The sequence below is a fragment of the Burkholderia sp. Bp9140 genome, from assembly GCF_003853425.1.
Taxonomy (GTDB): Bacteria; Pseudomonadota; Gammaproteobacteria; order Burkholderiales; family Burkholderiaceae; genus Burkholderia.
Genome location: NZ_QTPQ01000003.1, coordinates 240,486 through 257,784, shown reverse-complemented (window position 1 = coordinate 257,784; position 17,299 = coordinate 240,486). Strand labels below are relative to the sequence as shown.

Annotated in this window: 15 protein-coding genes and 1 pseudogene; 8 read left to right on the top strand and 8 right to left on the bottom strand. The window is 67.1% G+C overall.

The features are described from left to right. Positions 1-226 precede the first annotated feature (226 nt). The 5 genes from DIE21_RS04415 to DIE21_RS04395 all read left to right on the top strand — a co-directional run bounded on the left by DIE21_RS04415 (position 227) and on the right by DIE21_RS04395 (position 5,395). Positions 227-733, top strand: a complete 507-nt coding sequence (locus DIE21_RS04415) for a sugar dehydrogenase complex small subunit (protein WP_124496382.1) — start codon at positions 227-229, stop codon at positions 731-733. After that, positions 733-2,352 (top strand): GMC family oxidoreductase, encoded by a 1,620-nt coding sequence (locus DIE21_RS04410; RefSeq protein WP_124496380.1) that lies wholly within the window; start codon positions 733-735, stop codon positions 2,350-2,352. Before DIE21_RS04415 ends, DIE21_RS04410 begins: the two co-directional genes overlap by 1 nt. 2 nt (positions 2,353-2,354) lie before the next feature. After that, a complete protein-coding gene (locus DIE21_RS04405; protein ID WP_124496378.1) occupies positions 2,355-3,632 on the top strand; it encodes a cytochrome c in 1,278 nt (425 codons plus the stop codon). A 176-nt stretch (positions 3,633-3,808) separates the two neighbouring features. Further along, positions 3,809-4,228: a DoxX family protein gene (locus DIE21_RS04400; RefSeq protein ID WP_124496376.1), complete on the top strand. Its 420-nt coding sequence runs from the start codon at positions 3,809-3,811 to the stop codon at positions 4,226-4,228. A 63-nt stretch (positions 4,229-4,291) separates the two neighbouring features. Then, positions 4,292-5,395, top strand: coding sequence for a porin (locus tag DIE21_RS04395; protein WP_124496374.1), 1,104 nt, complete (start codon positions 4,292-4,294; stop codon positions 5,393-5,395). A 94-nt stretch (positions 5,396-5,489) separates the two neighbouring features. Here DIE21_RS04395 and DIE21_RS04390 read toward each other — a convergent pair. The 3 genes and pseudogenes from DIE21_RS04390 to DIE21_RS04380 form a co-directional block, all read right to left on the bottom strand. Then, positions 5,490-5,732, bottom strand: a pseudogene (locus tag DIE21_RS04390) (isochorismatase family protein); the annotation flags it as partial. Positions 5,733-5,830: 98 nt separating this feature from the next. Beyond that, positions 5,831-7,156 (bottom strand): MFS transporter, encoded by a 1,326-nt coding sequence (locus tag DIE21_RS04385; RefSeq protein ID WP_124496372.1) that lies wholly within the window; start codon positions 7,154-7,156, stop codon positions 5,831-5,833. Between the two features lie 43 nt (positions 7,157-7,199). After that, a complete protein-coding gene (locus DIE21_RS04380) occupies positions 7,200-8,384 on the bottom strand; it encodes a M20 aminoacylase family protein (RefSeq protein WP_124496370.1) in 1,185 nt (394 codons plus the stop codon). A gap of 181 nt (positions 8,385-8,565) precedes the next feature. On the opposite strand from DIE21_RS04380, the gene DIE21_RS04375 reads away from it, so the two are divergent. Continuing rightward, the gene (locus DIE21_RS04375; RefSeq protein WP_124496369.1) at positions 8,566-9,468 is read left to right on the top strand and encodes a LysR substrate-binding domain-containing protein; all 903 of its coding nucleotides are present in this window, start codon (positions 8,566-8,568) and stop codon (positions 9,466-9,468) included. Between the two features lie 186 nt (positions 9,469-9,654). Beyond that, positions 9,655-9,975 (top strand): pyrimidine/purine nucleoside phosphorylase, encoded by a 321-nt coding sequence (locus tag DIE21_RS04370; protein ID WP_006478890.1) that lies wholly within the window; start codon positions 9,655-9,657, stop codon positions 9,973-9,975. Positions 9,976-10,086: 111 nt separating this feature from the next. Here the strand turns inward: DIE21_RS04370 and DIE21_RS04365 are convergent, their stop codons facing one another. From DIE21_RS04365 to DIE21_RS04350, 4 genes are all read right to left on the bottom strand, one after another. Continuing rightward, complete coding sequence (locus DIE21_RS04365) at positions 10,087-10,419, bottom strand: hypothetical protein (RefSeq protein ID WP_185640534.1); 333 nt, start codon at positions 10,417-10,419, stop codon at positions 10,087-10,089. A 512-nt stretch (positions 10,420-10,931) separates the two neighbouring features. Further along, complete coding sequence (locus DIE21_RS04360; protein ID WP_124496367.1) at positions 10,932-12,719, bottom strand: chloride channel protein; 1,788 nt, start codon at positions 12,717-12,719, stop codon at positions 10,932-10,934. Between the two features lie 30 nt (positions 12,720-12,749). Then, a complete protein-coding gene (locus DIE21_RS04355; RefSeq protein ID WP_124496365.1) occupies positions 12,750-13,163 on the bottom strand; it encodes a MarR family winged helix-turn-helix transcriptional regulator in 414 nt (137 codons plus the stop codon). Between the two features lie 138 nt (positions 13,164-13,301). Then, a complete protein-coding gene (locus tag DIE21_RS04350) occupies positions 13,302-14,477 on the bottom strand; it encodes an HPP family protein (protein ID WP_124496363.1) in 1,176 nt (391 codons plus the stop codon). Between the two features lie 364 nt (positions 14,478-14,841). On the opposite strand from DIE21_RS04350, the gene DIE21_RS04345 reads away from it, so the two are divergent. Continuing rightward, entirely contained in the window at positions 14,842-15,810 is a 969-nt protein-coding gene (locus DIE21_RS04345) for a LysR family transcriptional regulator (RefSeq protein WP_124496361.1), read from the top strand. Between the two features lie 36 nt (positions 15,811-15,846). On the opposite strand, the gene DIE21_RS04340 is transcribed toward DIE21_RS04345, so the two are convergent. Next, entirely contained in the window at positions 15,847-17,223 is a 1,377-nt protein-coding gene (locus DIE21_RS04340) for an MFS transporter (protein WP_124496359.1), read from the bottom strand. Positions 17,224-17,299 lie beyond the last annotated feature (76 nt).

Below are 17,299 nucleotides of genomic sequence, written 5' to 3'. Positions count from 1 at the left end.
AGCGGCGTGTCGTCGGCCTGCGACATACACTGCTTCCCAGTGCGCAATTGTCGCGTCGACGACACAAAATTGCAGCGAAATGTCGGTTGTCTCGGATTGCGGAACAATTAATGGACTATAAAAGCATTGTTCAATCCGAATTGTGCGCGTACATTTCAGGGCCGCGCGAAAGTTTGAGAAATATCAAGCGTGGTTTTCCCGAATCCGGTGTTCGAGAGAAGGAAACATGCACAACGACAACACTCCCCACTCGCGTCGCGAAAGCGACGCAGCCGCAACAGGCATCACGCGGCGTCAATGGCTGCAGGGCGCACTGGCGCTGACGGCGGCGGGCCTCACGGGCTCGCTGGCGTTGCGGGCCCTGGCCGATAACCCCGGCACCGCGCCGCTCGATACGTTCATGACGCTCTCCGAAGCGCTGACAGGCAAGAAAGGGCTGAGCCGCGTGCTCGGCGAACGCTTCCTGCAGGCGTTGCAGAAGGGCTCGTTCAAGACGGCCGACGGCCTGTCGCAACTCGCCGGCGCGCTCGCGTCCGGTTCATTGAATCCCGATCAGCAGGCCTCCGCGCTGTCGATTCTCGAAGCGTGGTATCTCGGCATCGTCGACAACGTCGTGATTACGTACGAGGAAGCATTAATGTTCAGCGTCGTGTCCGATACGCTCGTGATCCCGTCGTATTGCCCCAACAAACCCGGCTTCTGGGCCGAAAAACCGATCGAGAGGCAAGCCTGATGGCCGATACCGATACGCAAAAAGCCGACGTCGTGGTCGTCGGATCCGGTGTCGCAGGCGCGATCGTTGCGCACCAGCTCGCGATGGCAGGCAAGTCGGTGATCCTGCTCGAGGCAGGCCCGCGCATGCCGCGCTGGGAAATCGTCGAACGCTTCCGCAACCAGCCCGACAAGACGGACTTCATGGCGCCGTACCCATCGAGCGCTTGGGCGCCGCATCCGGAATACGGCCCGCCGAACGACTACCTGATCCTGAAGGGCGAGCACAAGTTCAACTCGCAGTACATCCGTGCGGTGGGCGGCACGACGTGGCACTGGGCCGCGTCGGCGTGGCGCTTCATCCCGAACGACTTCAAGATGAAGACGGTGTACGGCGTCGGCCGCGACTGGCCGATCCAGTACGACGACCTCGAGCATTACTACCAGCGCGCGGAGGAAGAGCTCGGCGTGTGGGGCCCCGGCCCCGAGGAAGACCTGTACTCGCCGCGCAAGGAGCCGTACCCGATGCCGCCGCTGCCGTTGTCGTTCAACGAGCAGACGATCAAGCGCGCGCTCAACGGCCATGACCCGAAGTTCCATGTCGTGACCGAGCCGGTTGCGCGCAACAGCCGTCCGTACGACGGCCGGCCGACCTGTTGCGGGAACAACAACTGCATGCCGATCTGCCCGATCGGCGCGATGTACAACGGCATCGTGCACGTCGAGAAGGCCGAGCAGGCCGGCGCGAAGCTGATCGACAGCGCGGTCGTCCACAAGCTCGAGACCGGTCCGGGCAAGCGCATCGTCGCCGCGATCTACAAGGACAAGACGGGCGCCGACCATCGCGTCGAAGGCAAGTACTTCGTGATTGCCGCGAACGGCATCGAGACGCCGAAGATCCTGCTGATGTCCGCGAACCGCGATTTCCCGAACGGCGTCGCGAACAGCTCCGACATGGTCGGGCGTAACCTGATGGACCACCCGGGCACCGGCGTGTCGTTCTACGCGAGCGACAAGCTGTGGCCGGGCCGCGGCCCGCAGGAGATGACGTCGCTGATCGGTTTCCGCGATGGCCCGTTCCGTGCGACCGAAGCCGCGAAGAAGATCCACCTGTCGAACATGTCGCGCATCAACCAGGAGACGCAGAAGATCTTCAAGGCCGGCAAGCTGATGAAGTCCGACGAGCTCGACGCGCAGATCCGCGATCGTTCCGCGCGCTACGTGCAGTTCGACTGCTTCCACGAAATCCTGCCGCAGCCCGAGAACCGCATCGTGCCGAGCAAGACGGCCACCGACGCGATCGGCATTCCGCGCCCGGAAATCACCTACGCGATCGACGACTACGTGAAGCGCGGCGCCGTGCATACGCGCGAGGTCTATGCGACCGCCGCGAAGGTGCTGGGCGGCACGGAGGTCGTGTTCAACGACGAGTTCGCGCCGAACAACCACATCACGGGCGCGACGATCATGGGCGCGGATGCACGCGACTCGGTCGTCGACAAGGACTGCCGCACGTTCGACCATCCGAACCTGTTCATCTCGAGCAGCTCGACGATGCCGACCGTCGGTACGGTGAACGTGACGCTGACGATCGCGGCGCTGGCGCTGCGGATGTCGGACACGCTGAAGAAGGAAGTCTGACCGTGCGAAAATCTACTCTCACCTTCCTCCTCGCCGGTTGCCTCGCACTGCCCGGTCTCGTGCGCGCGGCCGACTCGGCCGACCCCGCGCAGATCAAGCGTGGCCAATATCTCGCGGTCGCGGGCGACTGCATGGCCTGCCACACCGCGAAGGGCGGCAAGCCGTTCGCCGGTGGCCTCGGGATGCCGGTGCCGATGCTCGGCAAGATCTACACGAGCAACATCACGCCGGATCCCGACACGGGCATCGGCAACTGGACGTTCGACGACTTCGAGCGCGCGGTGCGTCACGGCGTGTCGAAGAACGGCGACAACCTGTACCCGGCGATGCCGTACGTGTCATACGCGAAGATCAACGACGACGACATGCGGGCGTTGTACGCGTACTTCATGCACGGCGTCGAGCCGGTCAGGCAGACGCCGCCGAAGAACGAGATCCCCACGCTGCTGAGCATGCGCTGGCCGCTGAAGATCTGGAACTGGCTGTTCCTGAAGGACGGCGCGTACCAGCCGAAGCCGGCGCAGAGCGCCGAGTGGAACCGCGGTGCGTACCTGGTGCAGGGCCTCGCGCACTGCAGCACGTGCCACACGCCGCGCGGCATCGCGATGCAGGAGAAGTCGCTCGACGAGACGGGCGGCAGCTTCCTGTCGGGCTCGGTGCTGGCGGGCTGGGACGGCTACAACATCACGTCCGACCCGAACGCGGGGATCGGTGGCTGGACGCAGCAGCAGCTCGTCCAGTACCTGCGTACCGGCAGCGTGCCGGGCGTCGCGCAGGCGGCCGGGCCGATGGCCGAGGCGGTCGAGCACAGCTTCTCGAAGATGAGCGACGCCGACATCGGCGCGATCGCGACGTACATCCGCACGGTGCCGGCAGTCGCAAACGGCGACGCGAAGCAGTCGCGTTCGGCGTGGGGCAAACCGGCGGAAGACGGCCTGAAGCTGCGCGGCGTGCCGCTCGCGTCGTCGGGCATCGATCCGGCGCGGCTGTATCTCGGCAATTGCGCGACGTGCCACCAGATGCAGGGCAAGGGCACGCCGGACGGCTATTACCCGTCGCTGTTCCACAACTCGACGGTCGGCGCGTCGAATCCGGCGAACCTCGTGCAGGTGATCCTGAACGGCGTGCAGCGCAAGGCCGGCAGCGAGGACGTCGGGATGCCCGCGTTCCGCAACGAGCTGTCGGATGCGCAGATCGCCGCGCTCGCGAACTACCTGACGGGGCAGTTCGGCAACCCGGCCGCGAAGGTGACCGAGCAGGACGTCGCGAAGGCGCGTTGACGCCTGCGCGGCAGGACGCGAAGCAGGGCGACACTGACAAGAGGAGGAGCACAGCACATCGGGCGGGCCCGATGCCGGTTGTTGCAGAGCAGGACGGGCGGCACTGGCGGCCGCCCGTCCTGGTTCGTTGGCAATCCGGTGCGCGCGGTTCGCGCATCGCTTTCGTTGATCACACCATGACACCGAATCAACCGTTTCTCGCGTCCCAGCGCGATGTGCTGCTGCTGCTGTCCCGAATCCTGCTCGTGATCCTGTTCGTGATGTTCGGCTGGAAGAAGATCGCCGACTTCTCCGGTACGATCGCGTTCATGGGGAGCGAAGGTGCGCCCGCGCCGATCATCTCGGCGGCGATCGCCGTCGTGATGGAGCTGTTCGCCGGCATCGCGATCCTCGTCGGTTTTCAGACGCGGCCGCTCGCGCTGCTGCTTGCGCTGTATACGATCGGCACCGGCATCATCGGCCATCACTACTGGACGATGACGGGCGGCGAGCAGATCAACAACATGATTCATTTCTACAAGAACATCGCGATCTCGGGCGGCTTGTTCGCGCTCTGCGCGGCCGGCCCCGGGCGTTTCTCGATCGATCGCGGGTGAACGGACCGCCGGCGCGCGCATGGGGCGCGGGTCGGACGGTCGAGACTCCGAGGGGGCATCATTTTGCGACTCAAACACTTCGCATGGCTGATCGCGGCCGCCGCGCCGGCGGCCGCATTCGCACAGACCAGCGTGACGCTGTACGGCCGTATCGACGGCGGCATCGAATACCTGAACCACATCGCGACGCCGAACGGCAGTTCGACGCGCTGGAGCGCGGAAGGCGGCGACTGGGGCACCAGCATGTTCGGCCTGAAGGGCTTCGAGGATCTCGGCGGCGGGATGTCGACGGTCTTCAACCTGGAAACCGCGTTCCAGGTGATGAACGGCACGACGGGCGGCGGACGCATGTGGTCGCGGCGCGCGTACGTCGGGCTGAAGAGCGATACGTGGGGCCAGCTGCAGGCCGGCCGCAACCTGTTCATCGACAGCGACGGCGTGTGGGAATTCGATCCGTTCGTCCAGCAGGCGTTTTCGTCCGCATCGCTCGTGCGCGGCCGCAACTGGCAGCAGAGCAGCAACAACATCGAATATCACAGCCCGGTGATCGGCGGCTTCGACGTGCAGGCGCAGTATGCGTTCGGCAACCAGTCGCGCGGCTTCAACTACGGCGCCGCGGACGACTTCGGCCGCTCGGACGGGATCATGATCTCGTATCACTCGCCGGTGCTCGACGTGCGCGGCATCTACGACGAGCTGCGCGACAACAACGGCAAGTTCAGCAATATCTTCACCGCATCGCGCGAGTATTTCGTCGGCGCGAACGTGAAGGTGTCGAAGTTCAAGATCCAGGGCGCGTATACGCACTACCAGGCGCCGGACAGCCCGGCCGGTGTCGCCGATCGCGCCGATCACTACTGGCTCGGCGCGACCTATACAGCCACGCCGCAGTGGGCCGTGACGGGCGGCGGGTATTACGTGAAGGTGGGCGACGGTGGCGCCGATGCGTCGCACGATCCGTCGGGGCACGCGATCATGTACGTGCTCGGTACCACGTACAACCTGTCGAAGCGCACGTTCCTGTATGGAACGGTCGCGTATGTGCGGAATGGCGGGAATTCGAACTTCTCGCTGCTCGCGTCGCCGCGCGACGCGACGTCGGGCACGAGCCCGATGACGGGCGAGTCGCAGACGGGCGCGTATGTGGGGATGATGCATACGTTCTGAGCGGGAAGCGCGCACGCAAGGCACGGGTGAGGGTGGCCCGTGCCTTGTTTCGTTTACGGACGGCAGTCGCGTCGCGCGCCGTATGTATTGGCGGTCAGAACACGCAGACCTCAGTCGTCGTCAGCGTCGCAAACGGACCGCCAAGCGTCGCGTTGTGATGCGCGACGATTCGCTCGGCCGGCAGTGCCGGCGTGTCCATGCAGGTGTGCGCATCGGCGACGAGCACCGCGCGAAACCCGAGATCGGCGGCCGCGCGGCATGCCGTGTCGATGCAGTACTGCGTCTTCATTCCGGCAATCACGATCTCGCCGATCCCGGCCGCGTTCAGCCATTCGGCGCGTGCTCGTCGAAAGGGTGGTCGTGGCGTGATGCATGGAACGATCATGCCCGGTGCGCGTGCGCCGCGTCAATCACGCACCGCGCATCGACCGCCGATCAATCGAGCGCCTTCCCGGCCTTCTCGTCCATGCAGCGTATGGCGAGCAGCGTCAGCACGCCGCAGCCGATCGCATACCACGCAGGCGCGTTCGGATTGCCGGTCGCCGCGATCAGCCACGTGACGAAGAACTGCGCGAAGCCGCCGAAGATCGCGACGCCCACGCTATACACCAGCGCACCGCCGGTCGCCCGCACCGCACGCGGGAACAACTCGCCGAGCATCGCACCCGTCGCGCCGATGTTGATCGCGTGCACGATCGACAGCGCCGCGATGATCAACAGCAGCGACGCGGCGCCCGGCCAGCGGTTCAGCGCGATGAACGCGGGATAGATCGCGGCCATCAGCACGATGCGCGTCCACCAGACGATCCGGTTGCGTCCGTAGACGTCGGACAGGTGGCCGCCGATCGGCGTCACGAGCATTAGGATCGCACCGGCGACACAGCCGGCCATCATCGACAGCCAGGTCGGCAAGTGCAGCACCTGCACGCCGTAGATCGCCATGTAGAACACGATGATGTAGTGGATCGACGTGCCGCCGATCGTTACGCCGAGGCCCGCGAACACGGCCTTGCCGTGATGGCGCAGCACGTCGGCGAGCGGCAGCGACGCGACAGGTTCGTCGTGCGTGGCAGCGGCAGCAGGCGCGGCAGCCGGGACTTCCTCGACGGTGCGGCGCAGCCAGTAGCCGATCGGCACGAACAGCGTGCCGATGATGAACGGCACGCGCCAGCCCCAGCTTTCGAGTTGCGCGGCGCTCAGCGTCGACGTCAGCGCGACGCCGGTCAGCGCGCCCGCGAGCGCGGCGAGCCCCTGGCTCGAGAACTGGAACGACGCATAGAAGCCGCGACGATGCTGCGGCGCCTGTTCGAGCAGCAGCGTCGTCGACGCGCCGACTTCGCCGCCCGATGCAAACCCCTGCAGCAGCCGCGCGAGCACGAGCAGCAGCGGCGCGGCGAAGCCGATCTGCGCGAAGGTGGGCGCGACCGCGATCGTCGCGGTGCCGAGCGCCATCAGCAGCAGTGTCAGGATCATCGCCTTCTTGCGGCCGGCACGATCGGCGTACATGCCGATGACGAGCCCGCCGAGCGGGCGCGTGACGAAGCCGACGCCGAAGCTCGCGACCGCGAGCATCAACTGCCCGAACGACGAGTGCACCGGAAAGAACAGCTTGCCGATCAGGATCGCGAAGAAGCTGTAGACCGTGAAGTCGTAGAACTCGAGCGCGTTGCCGACCGCGGCGGCCGCGATCAGGCGGCGTTTCTTCGCGGCGGCGCGGGCATCGGCCGGCGAGCCGGCGAACGAAAGGGCGGACGTTTCCATGGGGTTCCCCTGCTAAGGCGCGGGACTGCGTGATGAAGGGCCGTCAGGCCGCGAGCCAGGCTTCGGCGACGCGAACCCAGTAACTCGCGCCAATCGCGAGGATGTCGTCGTTGAAGTCGTAGCCGGGGTTGTGCACCATGCAGCCGCCCTTGCTGCCGATCCCGTTGCCGATGAATGCATAGCAGCCGGGGCGCGCTTCGAGCATGAACGCGAAGTCCTCGCTGCCCATCAGCGGCGCGGTCTCGGTTTCGACGCGCTCGGCGCCGAGCATCTGGCGCGCGATGTCGGCGGCGAACGCGGTCGGTTCCGGATGGTTGACGAGCACCGGATAGCCGTAGTCGTAATCCACTTCCGCGGCGACGCCGAAGCTTTCCGCCTGGCCCTTCACGAGCGCTTCGATGCGGCGTGCGAGCAGCGCGCGCACGTCGGCGTCCAGCGCCCGCACCGACAGCTTCATCACGACGGTTTCCGGAATGATGTTGAAGGTCTCGCCGGCCTGCACGCTGCCGACCGTGATCACCGCCGCATGCTGCGCATCGACCTCGCGCGCGACGATCGTCTGCAGCGCGACCATGATGCTGCCCGCGGCCGACATCGGGTCGCGCGCGAAATGCGGCATCGCGCCGTGACCGCCGACGCCGCGCAGCGTGATCGTCACGCGGTCGGCCGACGCCATCGCGGCACCGGTGCGGAAGGCCATGTCGCCGGCGGCGCGCCCCGGCATGTTGTGGATCGCGAAGATCGCGTCGCACGGGAAGCGGTCGAACAGGCCGTCGTCCATCATCGATTTCGCGCCACCGAAATTTTCCTCGGCCGGCTGGAAGATCAGGTTCAGCGTGCCGGAGAATTGTCGCGTGGCGGCCAGGTGACGCGCCGCGCACAGCAGCATCGCGGTGTGGCCGTCGTGGCCGCATGCATGCATCTTGTTCGCATGGCGGCTCGCATACGGCAGGCCAGTGGTTTCCGCGAGCGGCAGCGCGTCCATGTCGGCGCGCAGGCCGACCGTGCGCGTGCCTTGTCCTTCGCGCAGCACGCCGACGACGCCCGTCTTGCCGATCCCGCGATGCACTTCATAGCCCCAGCCCGTGAGCAGCTCGGCGACGAGATCGCTCGTCAGCGTTTCCTCGAACGCGAGTTCCGGGTGCGCGTGGATGCGGCGGCGCACCTCGATCAGGTCGGGAGCGATCTCGGCGATGCCGGGGATGACGGGGTTCACGGCTTGCAGCATGGTGTCTCCTGTGGGGCAGGTGGGGCGTTTGACGCGCATATGACGTGGAAGCATATAAATTTCTTTTGCGTACCAGAAGCTGCTAAATTGCTTTGGTGCACACCACCGGTTGCCGCTCGGGAATACCCTGAGCCGGCATGCGCCGCGTCGCACAGGGTTTCCTCGAATCACGCATGCCGCCATGAAATACCATCAGCTGAAAGCGTTCGTCACCGTCGCGGACGAAGGGAGCATCCGCGCGGCCGCGCGGCGCCTGAACGTGTCGCCGGCGGCGCTGACGAAGGCGGTCAAGGAGCTGGAGATCGCGCTCGGCGTGTCGCTCGTCGTGCGCACCGCGCGCGGCGTGCAGCTCACCGCGTTCGGCCAGCAGCTGCAGGTGCGCGCGCGGCTGATCGTCGCCGAGATGCAGCGTGCGCGCGACGACATCGAGCAGGCGCAGGGCGCGATGACGGGCTCGGTCGCGGCCGCGATCACGCCGGCCGCGGCAGTGACGATCCTGCCCGATGCGTTTCGCGCGTTCCGGCGGCGCTTTCCGGTCGCGCGCGTCAACCTGATCGAAGGGTTTCCGGGCGTCGCGCTGCCGCGGCTGCACGACGGCTCGCTCGATTTCGCGGTGGCCGTCGTCGTGCCCGAACTGCTGGCGGCCGAGTTCGATCACGCGGAACTCTATGCGAGCCGATCGCTGATCGTCGCGCGCAAGGGGCATCCGCTCGCGTCGGCCACGTCGCTCGCCGATCTCGTCGAGGCCGACTGGCTGATGAATCCGTCTCCGGAAAGCTCGACCCAGGTGCTGTTCAATTCGTTCGTCGCGTACGGGCTGCCGGTGCCGCAGCGGGTCGTCGAATGCCCGAGCTTCGGGCTCGCGCACAGCCTGATGACGGGCTGCGACCTGATCGCGTCGATGCCCGAACAGCTGCTGCAGGGCGAGTGGGCGCGCGACCAGCTCGCGGTGCTGCCGATCCGCGAGCGGCTGCCGGGCGTGTCCGTGCAGGTCGTCACGCGCCGCGACAGCCCGCTCACACCGGCCGCTGCGATGCTGCTCGACTGCCTGCGCGATTCCGCGCGACGCAAGGGGCTCAGGTGAGGCGGTGCATGCAGCGTCTCGGCGTCCCGCAACGAATCAAGTAGTGATCCTGACTATCTGTCGCGTATCCTCGAAAAATCCCGCTTTCGGCGCACTCGCCGCGAGCCGGTATCATAGCGGCCGGCCTGCCGCCCCGGCCGGCTTCCGACAACACGCCATCCGGCATCCAGCAATCAGAGGCATCACATGACCAGTGCAACCCAATTCGACAACGTATCGGTCGTCAAGCGCGCGAACGTCTATTTCGACGGCAAGTGCGTGTCGCATACCGTGCTCTTCCCGGACGGCACGCGCAAGACGCTCGGCGTGATCCTGCCGTGCGCGCTCAATTTCGGCACGGACGCGCCCGAATTGATGGAAGTGCAGGCCGGCAAGTGCCGCGTGAAGCTCGACGGCAGCAGCGAATGGCAAACCTACGGCGCCGGCGAATCGTTCTCGGTGCCGGGCAAGAGCCGCTTCGACATCGAAGTGCTCGAGACGCTCGACTACGTCTGCAGCTACCTGTAAGCGCGCAGGCATCGGCCGCAGCGCGTGCGCGCGGCCGACGCGCCCAAACAAAGAGCCCCGCCGAAGCGGGGCTCGTCGCATGCGGACGGCGCAATGCCGTCCGGTGCGGGCTTACAGGCAGGCGTTGATGTCGCCGGCGGAAGCGGCGTCGCCGCGCATGCCGACCCACGTCTTCGCGCCCGGCTTCGACGCCGGGCGAACCATCGCGGCCGCGCCGTTCGGCGGTTGCTGGCCCGGCACGTAGACATCGGTCGCGAGGCCGTTGGCGAGCACGTTCTGCGAGACCACCTGTTGTTGCGACTTGTCGGCCCAGGTCTTGGCGATGCACGCCGAGACGTCCTGGGCGGATTTCTGGCTTTGTCCCACGTTCTGCATGGCCGGATCGGCTGCATGAGCAGAAATCGCCACGGTCAATGCGATGAGCGGTAAGAATTTCAAGTTCACGTTTTATCTCCCTCGAGTCGTGATTGATTGAGTGGGATGCGCAGCAGAACTGCGTTCCTGTGAGATTGCATCGGACAAGTGCGGTTCCGGCGATTCCGAAACAAGTTGTTAACGCGCTTGCCAAACGGCAACCCGGATGCTGTGAGTTCTGCGGCGCTGCGGCATGCGTCGCGTGCGGCCCGTATCGAGACGGGGACGCGCACGACGTCATGCGCCGTGAGGTCGGCTCGCTGCCCGGTGGTGTGGCGGATTGACGGCCGCGGCGTGCTGCATGTGTCTGCATGTCGCGCCGCGACGCTTCTTTATTGGATGACGAAGTGGAATGGCTGAATGGTGGCCCCGTCGCATGAGCACCATGATGACAAACTTTCGTCCGAGGAATTGTCAACGAAGTTTAAACGCCGACACTCACAGCGGAATGCGGAACGGCGCGCATGGTGCGCACCGTTTCGGAGGGCGGGGGAAGAGGATGAGAGCGGTGCGCGGCCGGGGCGCCGCGCACGCTGCAACGGTCAGCCGGCCTTGCGGGCGCCGGCGTCGCGCAGGTTGGCCGGCACGATCGGACGGAAGCGCTCGCGCTTCTGTTCGTCGTCGAAGTGCTGGAGCGCGGGCTTGATCAGGTCGCTGCGTGACACGATGCCGGTGAGGCGCAGCGATTGCGCATCGTCGACGACCGGCAGGCGTTCGAGGCCGAGCATCGCGAGCCGCGACGCGACCACGCGGCAGGTCTCGTGCGCCTGCGCGACGGCCGGTGTGCGCTCGGCGAACGCGCTCGCGAGCGTCGCGCCGGGCCCGGCTTGCGCGCGTTGCGCATCGAGCGTCGCGCGATCGACGAGGCCGAGCAGGCGGCCGTCCTGCACGACCGGGTACGCACGGTGCGTCTGCTTCGCGCCGAAGTACTGCGACTCGACGGCGTCGAGCGTCGTGGCGCAGTCGATGGCGACGAGCGCGTCGGCGGGCGTCATCACCTCGGCCACGTCATGGCGTTCGAGCGGGTCGACGCCGTATTCGCGGTAGATGTGATAGCCGCGGCGCGCGATCTTCTCCGTCATGATCGAGCGCTTCATCACGACGGTCGCGAAGCCGTGCGCGACGAGCGTCGCCGCGAGCAGCGGCAGCAGCGCGTTTGCGTCGTGCGTGAGGCCGAACGCGAACACGATCGCGGTGAGCGGCGCGCCGAGCGTGGCGCCGAGAGTCGCGGCCATGCAGACGAGCGGCCACAGCGCAGGATCGCCGCCGGGCAGCACCGGCGACAGCACGGTGCCGAGGCCCGCACCGAGCATCAGCAGCGGGGCGAGCACACCGCCGGACGTGCCGGAGCCGAGCGCGATCACCCACATCACGGCCTTCACGATCAGCAGCGCCAGCGCGATCTTCAGCGCGATGTGCTGGTGCAGCAGGTCGCCGATCACGTCATAGCCGACGCCGAGCGCGCGCGGCTCGAGCCAGCCGCCGATGCCGATCACGACCGCGCCGAGCGCCGGCCACCACATCCAGTGCACCGGCAGCTTCGCGAAGCCGTCCTCCACGCGGTACAGCGCAGCCGACAGGCCGCACGCGAGCATGCCCGACAGCAGGCCCGCGACGATGCACGACAGCAGCGCGACGGGCGTCGGCGACGCAGTGGTCAGCGGAAACAGCGGCTCGACGCCGAAGAACACGGCACGTGCGAAACCGGCCACCGCGCAGGCGAGCGCGACCGGCAGGAAGCTGCGCGGACGCCATTCGAACAGCAGCAGTTCGACCGCGAGCAGCACGGCCGCGACCGGCGTGCCGAACACGGCGGTCATGCCGGCGGCCGCGCCCGCGACGAGCAGCGTCTTGCGCTCCGCGGCGGTCACGTGCACGCATTGCGCGATCAGCGAGCCGAGCGCACCGCCCGTCATGATGATCGGGCCTTCCGCACCGAACGGGCCGCCGCTGCCGATCACGACGCCGGACGACAGCGGCTTGAGCACCGCGACCTTCGGCGACATGCGGCTCTTGCCGAACAGGATCGCCTCGATCGCCTCGGGAATGCCGTGGCCGCGGATCTTCTCCGAACCGAAGCGCGCCATCAACCCGACGATCAGCCCGCCGATGACCGGCACGACGATCACCCACGCGCCGAGCGTATGGTTGGCGGGCGAGCGGTCGGCGAACGAAAACTGCTGGAAGAAGAACAGGTTCGTGAACAGGTGAATCAGGCTCAACAGCACGAACGCCGCCAGCGTGCTGAGCACGCCGATTCCGGCGGCTAGCGATGCGATCCTGGGCAGGCGTTCGTTGGTCGAGAAATCGCGTTTGTGTGGTGCGTTCATCGGAGCGGGGAGAGGTCGGTAAAGCTCGGGTCAATAATCGATCTGCGGAACCTGGAACGTGCCCTTGAGCGATTTCAGCTCGGCACGATGCATGGCCGCGAGGCGCGCGAGCAGCGTTTCGCCGGCTTCTTCGAGGTGTACCTCGACCTGCCGGCGATCCGCTTCGCTCGTCTTGCGCTTCACGAGCCCGAGCGCCTCGCAGCGCGTCACCAGCGCGACGACGCCGTGATGCTGCGCCTGCAGGCGTTCCGCGAGTTCGCCGATGGTGGCCCATTCGCGATGCGGGTAACCCTTGATGTGCAGCAGCAGCAGATATTGCAGCGGCGTCACGCCTTCGCTTTGCGCGGCGCGTTCGGAGAAGCGCTCGAAACAGCGCATCTGGTAGCGGAACTCGGACAGTTGCTGGAAATCGCTTTTGGTCAGCGCGCGTCGGGTATCGGTCATTGCGGTCGGTCGGGCAGTCGGTTTCGGTAGCGCAAAATATATCACAATATGATATAAATGGCGGATTTTCAGCGGAATGCCCCGCATCCCGCTGTTCGTCGGGGTTGTTTGTCGGCGCGGTTAGTCGGGTTAGTCGGGTTACGCTGCCTCGAGCATCTGCGTCTGCCGGTACAGGCCCGTGACGAGATCCGTCTGCGTAATGATCCCGACGAGCCGGCGCGATGCGTCGACGACCGGAATGTGATGGTGGCCGGAGTGCGTAAACAGCGGCACCAGCGCGGTGATCGGCAGGGTCTGCGGCACGGACGCGACGTCGCGGGTCATCACGGTGGCGACGCTCGGCGACTGGCCGCCGAACGACTGCGGCAGCCGCGCGGACAGCCGCTGCCACAGCGCAGCCGGGCGGCGCGGCGGGCGCGTGAGGTCGGCGCGCGTGACGATGCCGACCAGGCGATCGTCGCTGTCGACGACCGGCAGCGCCTTCACGCGATGGCGGTCGAGCAGCGTCAGCGCGGCCGTCACCGACGTCGACGGCGCGACTTCGATCGCGTTCTTCGTCATCAGGTCGGCGCACGTGAGCTGGCCGAACGTGCGCGCATACGCCTGCATCTCGGTTTCGCGCAGCAGCATTTCGAGGTCGTCCGGATCGACGTCGAGCCATTCGCTGCGGCGCTTCAGCACCGCGTCGAGATCGGCTCGCGTGAAGCCGCCGCGTGCGGGTGCGGCGCCGCTGCCTTGCGGCTTCGCGTCGGGACGCACGCTGCCGTGCGGATAGCGGTGCCCCGTCAGCGCGTGATACACGAGCGCGGCCGACAGCAGGATGGCCGATTGCAGCGCGATCGGCTCGACCACGAAGCCGAAGCCGAGCGCGTGGATCGCCGGGCCGCCGAGCACGGCCGTCAGGGCGACCGCGCCCGACGGCGGGTGCACGCAGCGCAGCGCGAACATGCCGCCGATGGCGAGGGCGACCGCAACCGCGGCGGCCGTGATCGGATCGGCGATCCACTGCGCGCAGGCGACGCCGACGGTCGCCGCCACCAGATTGCCGCCGATGATCGACCACGGTTGCGCAAGCGGACTCGCCGGCACCGCGAACAGCAGCACGGCCGACGCCCCCATCGGCGCGACGAGCAGCGGCACGAGGCCCGGCACGCCGGGCAGCAGCCGCATCGTGACGCCGACCGTCGCGATGCCGACGAGCGCGCCCGTGCACGAGCGCATGCGCTCGCGCCAGCCGAGCGTCATCGGATGGGGAATGAAGCTGTGCAGCCATTGCCGGAATGTGCGGCGCGACGGGGAGGAGCCTGACGACATGGATGGTAAGCGGTAAAAATGACGGCGCGGATGATGCAGCGCAAGAAAAGGCGAAATTATATCGCGTTGTGATACAAATCGTCGCGCCGCATCAGCGCGTTGCAGGCGCGCGACGCGTGTGGCTTGCAAAAACCTTTCATGAGATGAAAGCCTGCTGCGCCGCGAGCGCGCAAATTTGCCTGCGGCGGCGTACAATTCGGGCCACCGAATTCCCCCCCATGCCACAACCACGCTCGCGATGCCTGCTCTCCAGCCTTTCCTCCGGCACGGTGATCGCTTGCACATGGTTCGCGCGCACGCCCCGATTCCCGTCTGACGCGAGCGCCGCCGACGTTTCCTCCCCGACACTCCCCAAGCCAATTCAATGGACATGCTCGAAAACATGCGCCTGTTCGTGCGCGTTGTCGAAGCCGGCAGTTTCACCGCGGTCGCCAAAGAAATCGATGCGACCACCGCGCAGGTCTCGCGCGCGGTGTCGAATCTCGAAGCCCACGTACAGACGCGCCTGCTGCATCGCACGACGCGCCATCTCGGCCTCACCGAAAGCGGCGAGCGCTACTTCGAGCGTGCGAAGTCGATCCTCGCCGAGTTCGACTACGCGAATGCCGAGGCGCGCAACGCGCTGCTGCGGCCGAGCGGCAAGATGCGCATCCATGCAATGACGGGGCTCGGGCAAAGTCACGTCGTGTCGTCGATCGTGCGCTACCAGGAAGACAACCCGGACGTGTCGGTCGAGCTGACGCTCGCGCAGCGCATGCCGAACCTCGTCGAGGAAGGCTACGACGTGTCGATCGTGACCGCATCGCAACTGCCCGATTCCGGCTACGTCGCGCAGACCTGCGGCACCAGTTGCAGCGTGCTGGTCGCATCGCGCGAGTACCTGGCGCGGCACGGCACGCCGAAGACGCCGGACGACCTGCCGAACCATGTGTGCCTGCGGCTCGATACGCCCGCATCGCCGGCCAGCGAGTGGCGGCTCGAGCGCGGCGACGACGAGGAGACGGTCTATGAACTGCAGCCGGCGCCGTTCCAGGTCAACGTGCCGGATGCGCTGTGCGTCGCGGTGCGGGCCGGGCGCGGCATCGCGTGCGTCGCGCTGTACACCGTGCTCGACGACATCCGCGAGGGGCGGCTGATCCGCGTGCTGCCCGAGTACCGGCTGCAGACGGTCAGCGTGTACGCGGTCTATGCGACGCGCCGCTATCTCGACGCGAAGATCCGCACCTTCCTCGACCATCTGCGCACGACGCTCACCCCCGCGCTGGAGAACGACCTGCGCGAGCTCGACCGGCTCGCGGTCGGGCAGGCGCCGGGCAGCCGCCAGCGCGCGTGACGCCGCGGGCGGTCGCGGGCCCGGCGGCGCCGGGCGTCATACGGCCGGCGTGACGCGAATCCGCTCGAAGCGGCCGGCGAGCCACGCATAGGCGGCGATTCCGATCAGCCCGTGCGCGGCGACGAACCACAGCGCGCCCGCAAACGAGCCCGTGTGCGCGACGAAGTAGCCGATCACGAGCGGCGTGACGATCCCCGCGATGTTGCCGAGGCCGTTGAACACACCGCCGCTCAGGCCGACCATGCCTTCCGGCGCGGTGTCGGCGAGCACGGCCCAGCCGACCGCCGCGAGCCCCTTGCCGAAGAACGCGATCGTCATCAGCGCGATCACGACGGCGTTCGACGACGCGCCGTTCGCGAGCACGAGCAGCGTCGCCATCGCCATTCCCGCGACGAACGGCGCCTTGCGTGCGCGCGACGCATGCACGCCGCGCCGGATCAGCCAGTCCGACAGCACGCCGCCGAGCACCCCGCCCGTGAAGCCGCAGAGCGCCGGCAGCGCGGCGACCCAGCCGGCCTCCATGATCGTCATCCCGCGTCCCTTGATCAGGTAGATCGGGAACCACGTGATGAAGAAATAGGTGAGCGCCGTGATGCAGTACTGGCCGATATAGATCGCCCACAGGTTCCGGTGGCGGAACAGCTGCGACGCGTCGCGCCACGAGACGCGCTGCCGGTGCCGGACGCGGTTCGCCTCGAGATCGACGAGCGCGCCGTGCGCACGCAGGTAGTCGCGCTCGGCGTCGCTCACGCGCGGATGGCCGTGCGGCTCGCGATACCACGCGAACCAGAGCGCCGACAGCGCGACGCCGAGCATCCCCATCCACAGGAACACGTGTTCCCAGCCGAGCGCATGCGTGAGCCACGCCATCGCGGGCGTGAACAGCACGACGGCCATGTACTGCGCGGAATTGAACAGCGCCGATGCGGTGCCGCGCTCGGCGGTCGGGAACCAGCACGCGACGATCCGCGAATTGGCCGGGAATGCCGGCGATTCGACCAGGCCGAGCATGAAGCGCATCGCGAACAGCGCGAGCGTCGCGGCCGCGCCCTGCACGGCGAACCAGCCGACCGTGCCCTGCAGCATCGTGAAGACCGACCACAGCAGCAGGCTCAGGCCGTACACGCGGCGTGCGCCGAAGCGGTCGAGCAGCCAGCCGCCCGGGACCTGGCCGATCGCATAGGCCCACGCGAACGCGGAGAAGACGATGCCGAGCTGCACGGGCGTCAGCCCGAGGTCGTGCGCGACGCCGGTGCCGGCGATCGACATCGTCGCGCGATCCGCATAGTTGACGACGGTGACCGCGAAGATCAGCGCGAGGACCGTGTAGCGGACGCGGCCGATCGTGCGCGATGCGGTGGATGAGGCGGGCGAGGCGGCGACGGTTGCGCCGCCGCTGGGTCGATTGGGCATGCGAGTCTCCTGGCCTCCGTCGTGCGGAGGCGTTTCGTTTGGTGTCGTAGTCGGGGGCGGGGGCGGGTGTGCGTCG

Coding starts and splice junctions, on each gene's coding strand:
- DIE21_RS04370 (WP_006478890.1), top strand. CDS start 9,655: ATGACCAGTGCAACCCAATTCGACAACGTATCGGTCGTCAAGCGCGCG.
- DIE21_RS04415 (WP_124496382.1), top strand. CDS start 227: ATGCACAACGACAACACTCCCCACTCGCGTCGCGAAAGCGACGCAGCC.
- DIE21_RS04340 (WP_124496359.1), bottom strand. CDS start 17,223: ATGCCCAATCGACCCAGCGGCGGCGCAACCGTCGCCGCCTCGCCCGCC.
- DIE21_RS04385 (WP_124496372.1), bottom strand. CDS start 7,156: ATGGAAACGTCCGCCCTTTCGTTCGCCGGCTCGCCGGCCGATGCCCGC.
- DIE21_RS04345 (WP_124496361.1), top strand. CDS start 14,842: ATGGACATGCTCGAAAACATGCGCCTGTTCGTGCGCGTTGTCGAAGCC.
- DIE21_RS04350 (WP_124496363.1), bottom strand. CDS start 14,477: ATGTCGTCAGGCTCCTCCCCGTCGCGCCGCACATTCCGGCAATGGCTG.
- DIE21_RS04410 (WP_124496380.1), top strand. CDS start 733: ATGGCCGATACCGATACGCAAAAAGCCGACGTCGTGGTCGTCGGATCC.
- DIE21_RS04400 (WP_124496376.1), top strand. CDS start 3,809: ATGACACCGAATCAACCGTTTCTCGCGTCCCAGCGCGATGTGCTGCTG.
- DIE21_RS04360 (WP_124496367.1), bottom strand. CDS start 12,719: ATGAACGCACCACACAAACGCGATTTCTCGACCAACGAACGCCTGCCC.
- DIE21_RS04380 (WP_124496370.1), bottom strand. CDS start 8,384: ATGCTGCAAGCCGTGAACCCCGTCATCCCCGGCATCGCCGAGATCGCT.
- DIE21_RS04375 (WP_124496369.1), top strand. CDS start 8,566: ATGAAATACCATCAGCTGAAAGCGTTCGTCACCGTCGCGGACGAAGGG.
- DIE21_RS04355 (WP_124496365.1), bottom strand. CDS start 13,163: ATGACCGATACCCGACGCGCGCTGACCAAAAGCGATTTCCAGCAACTG.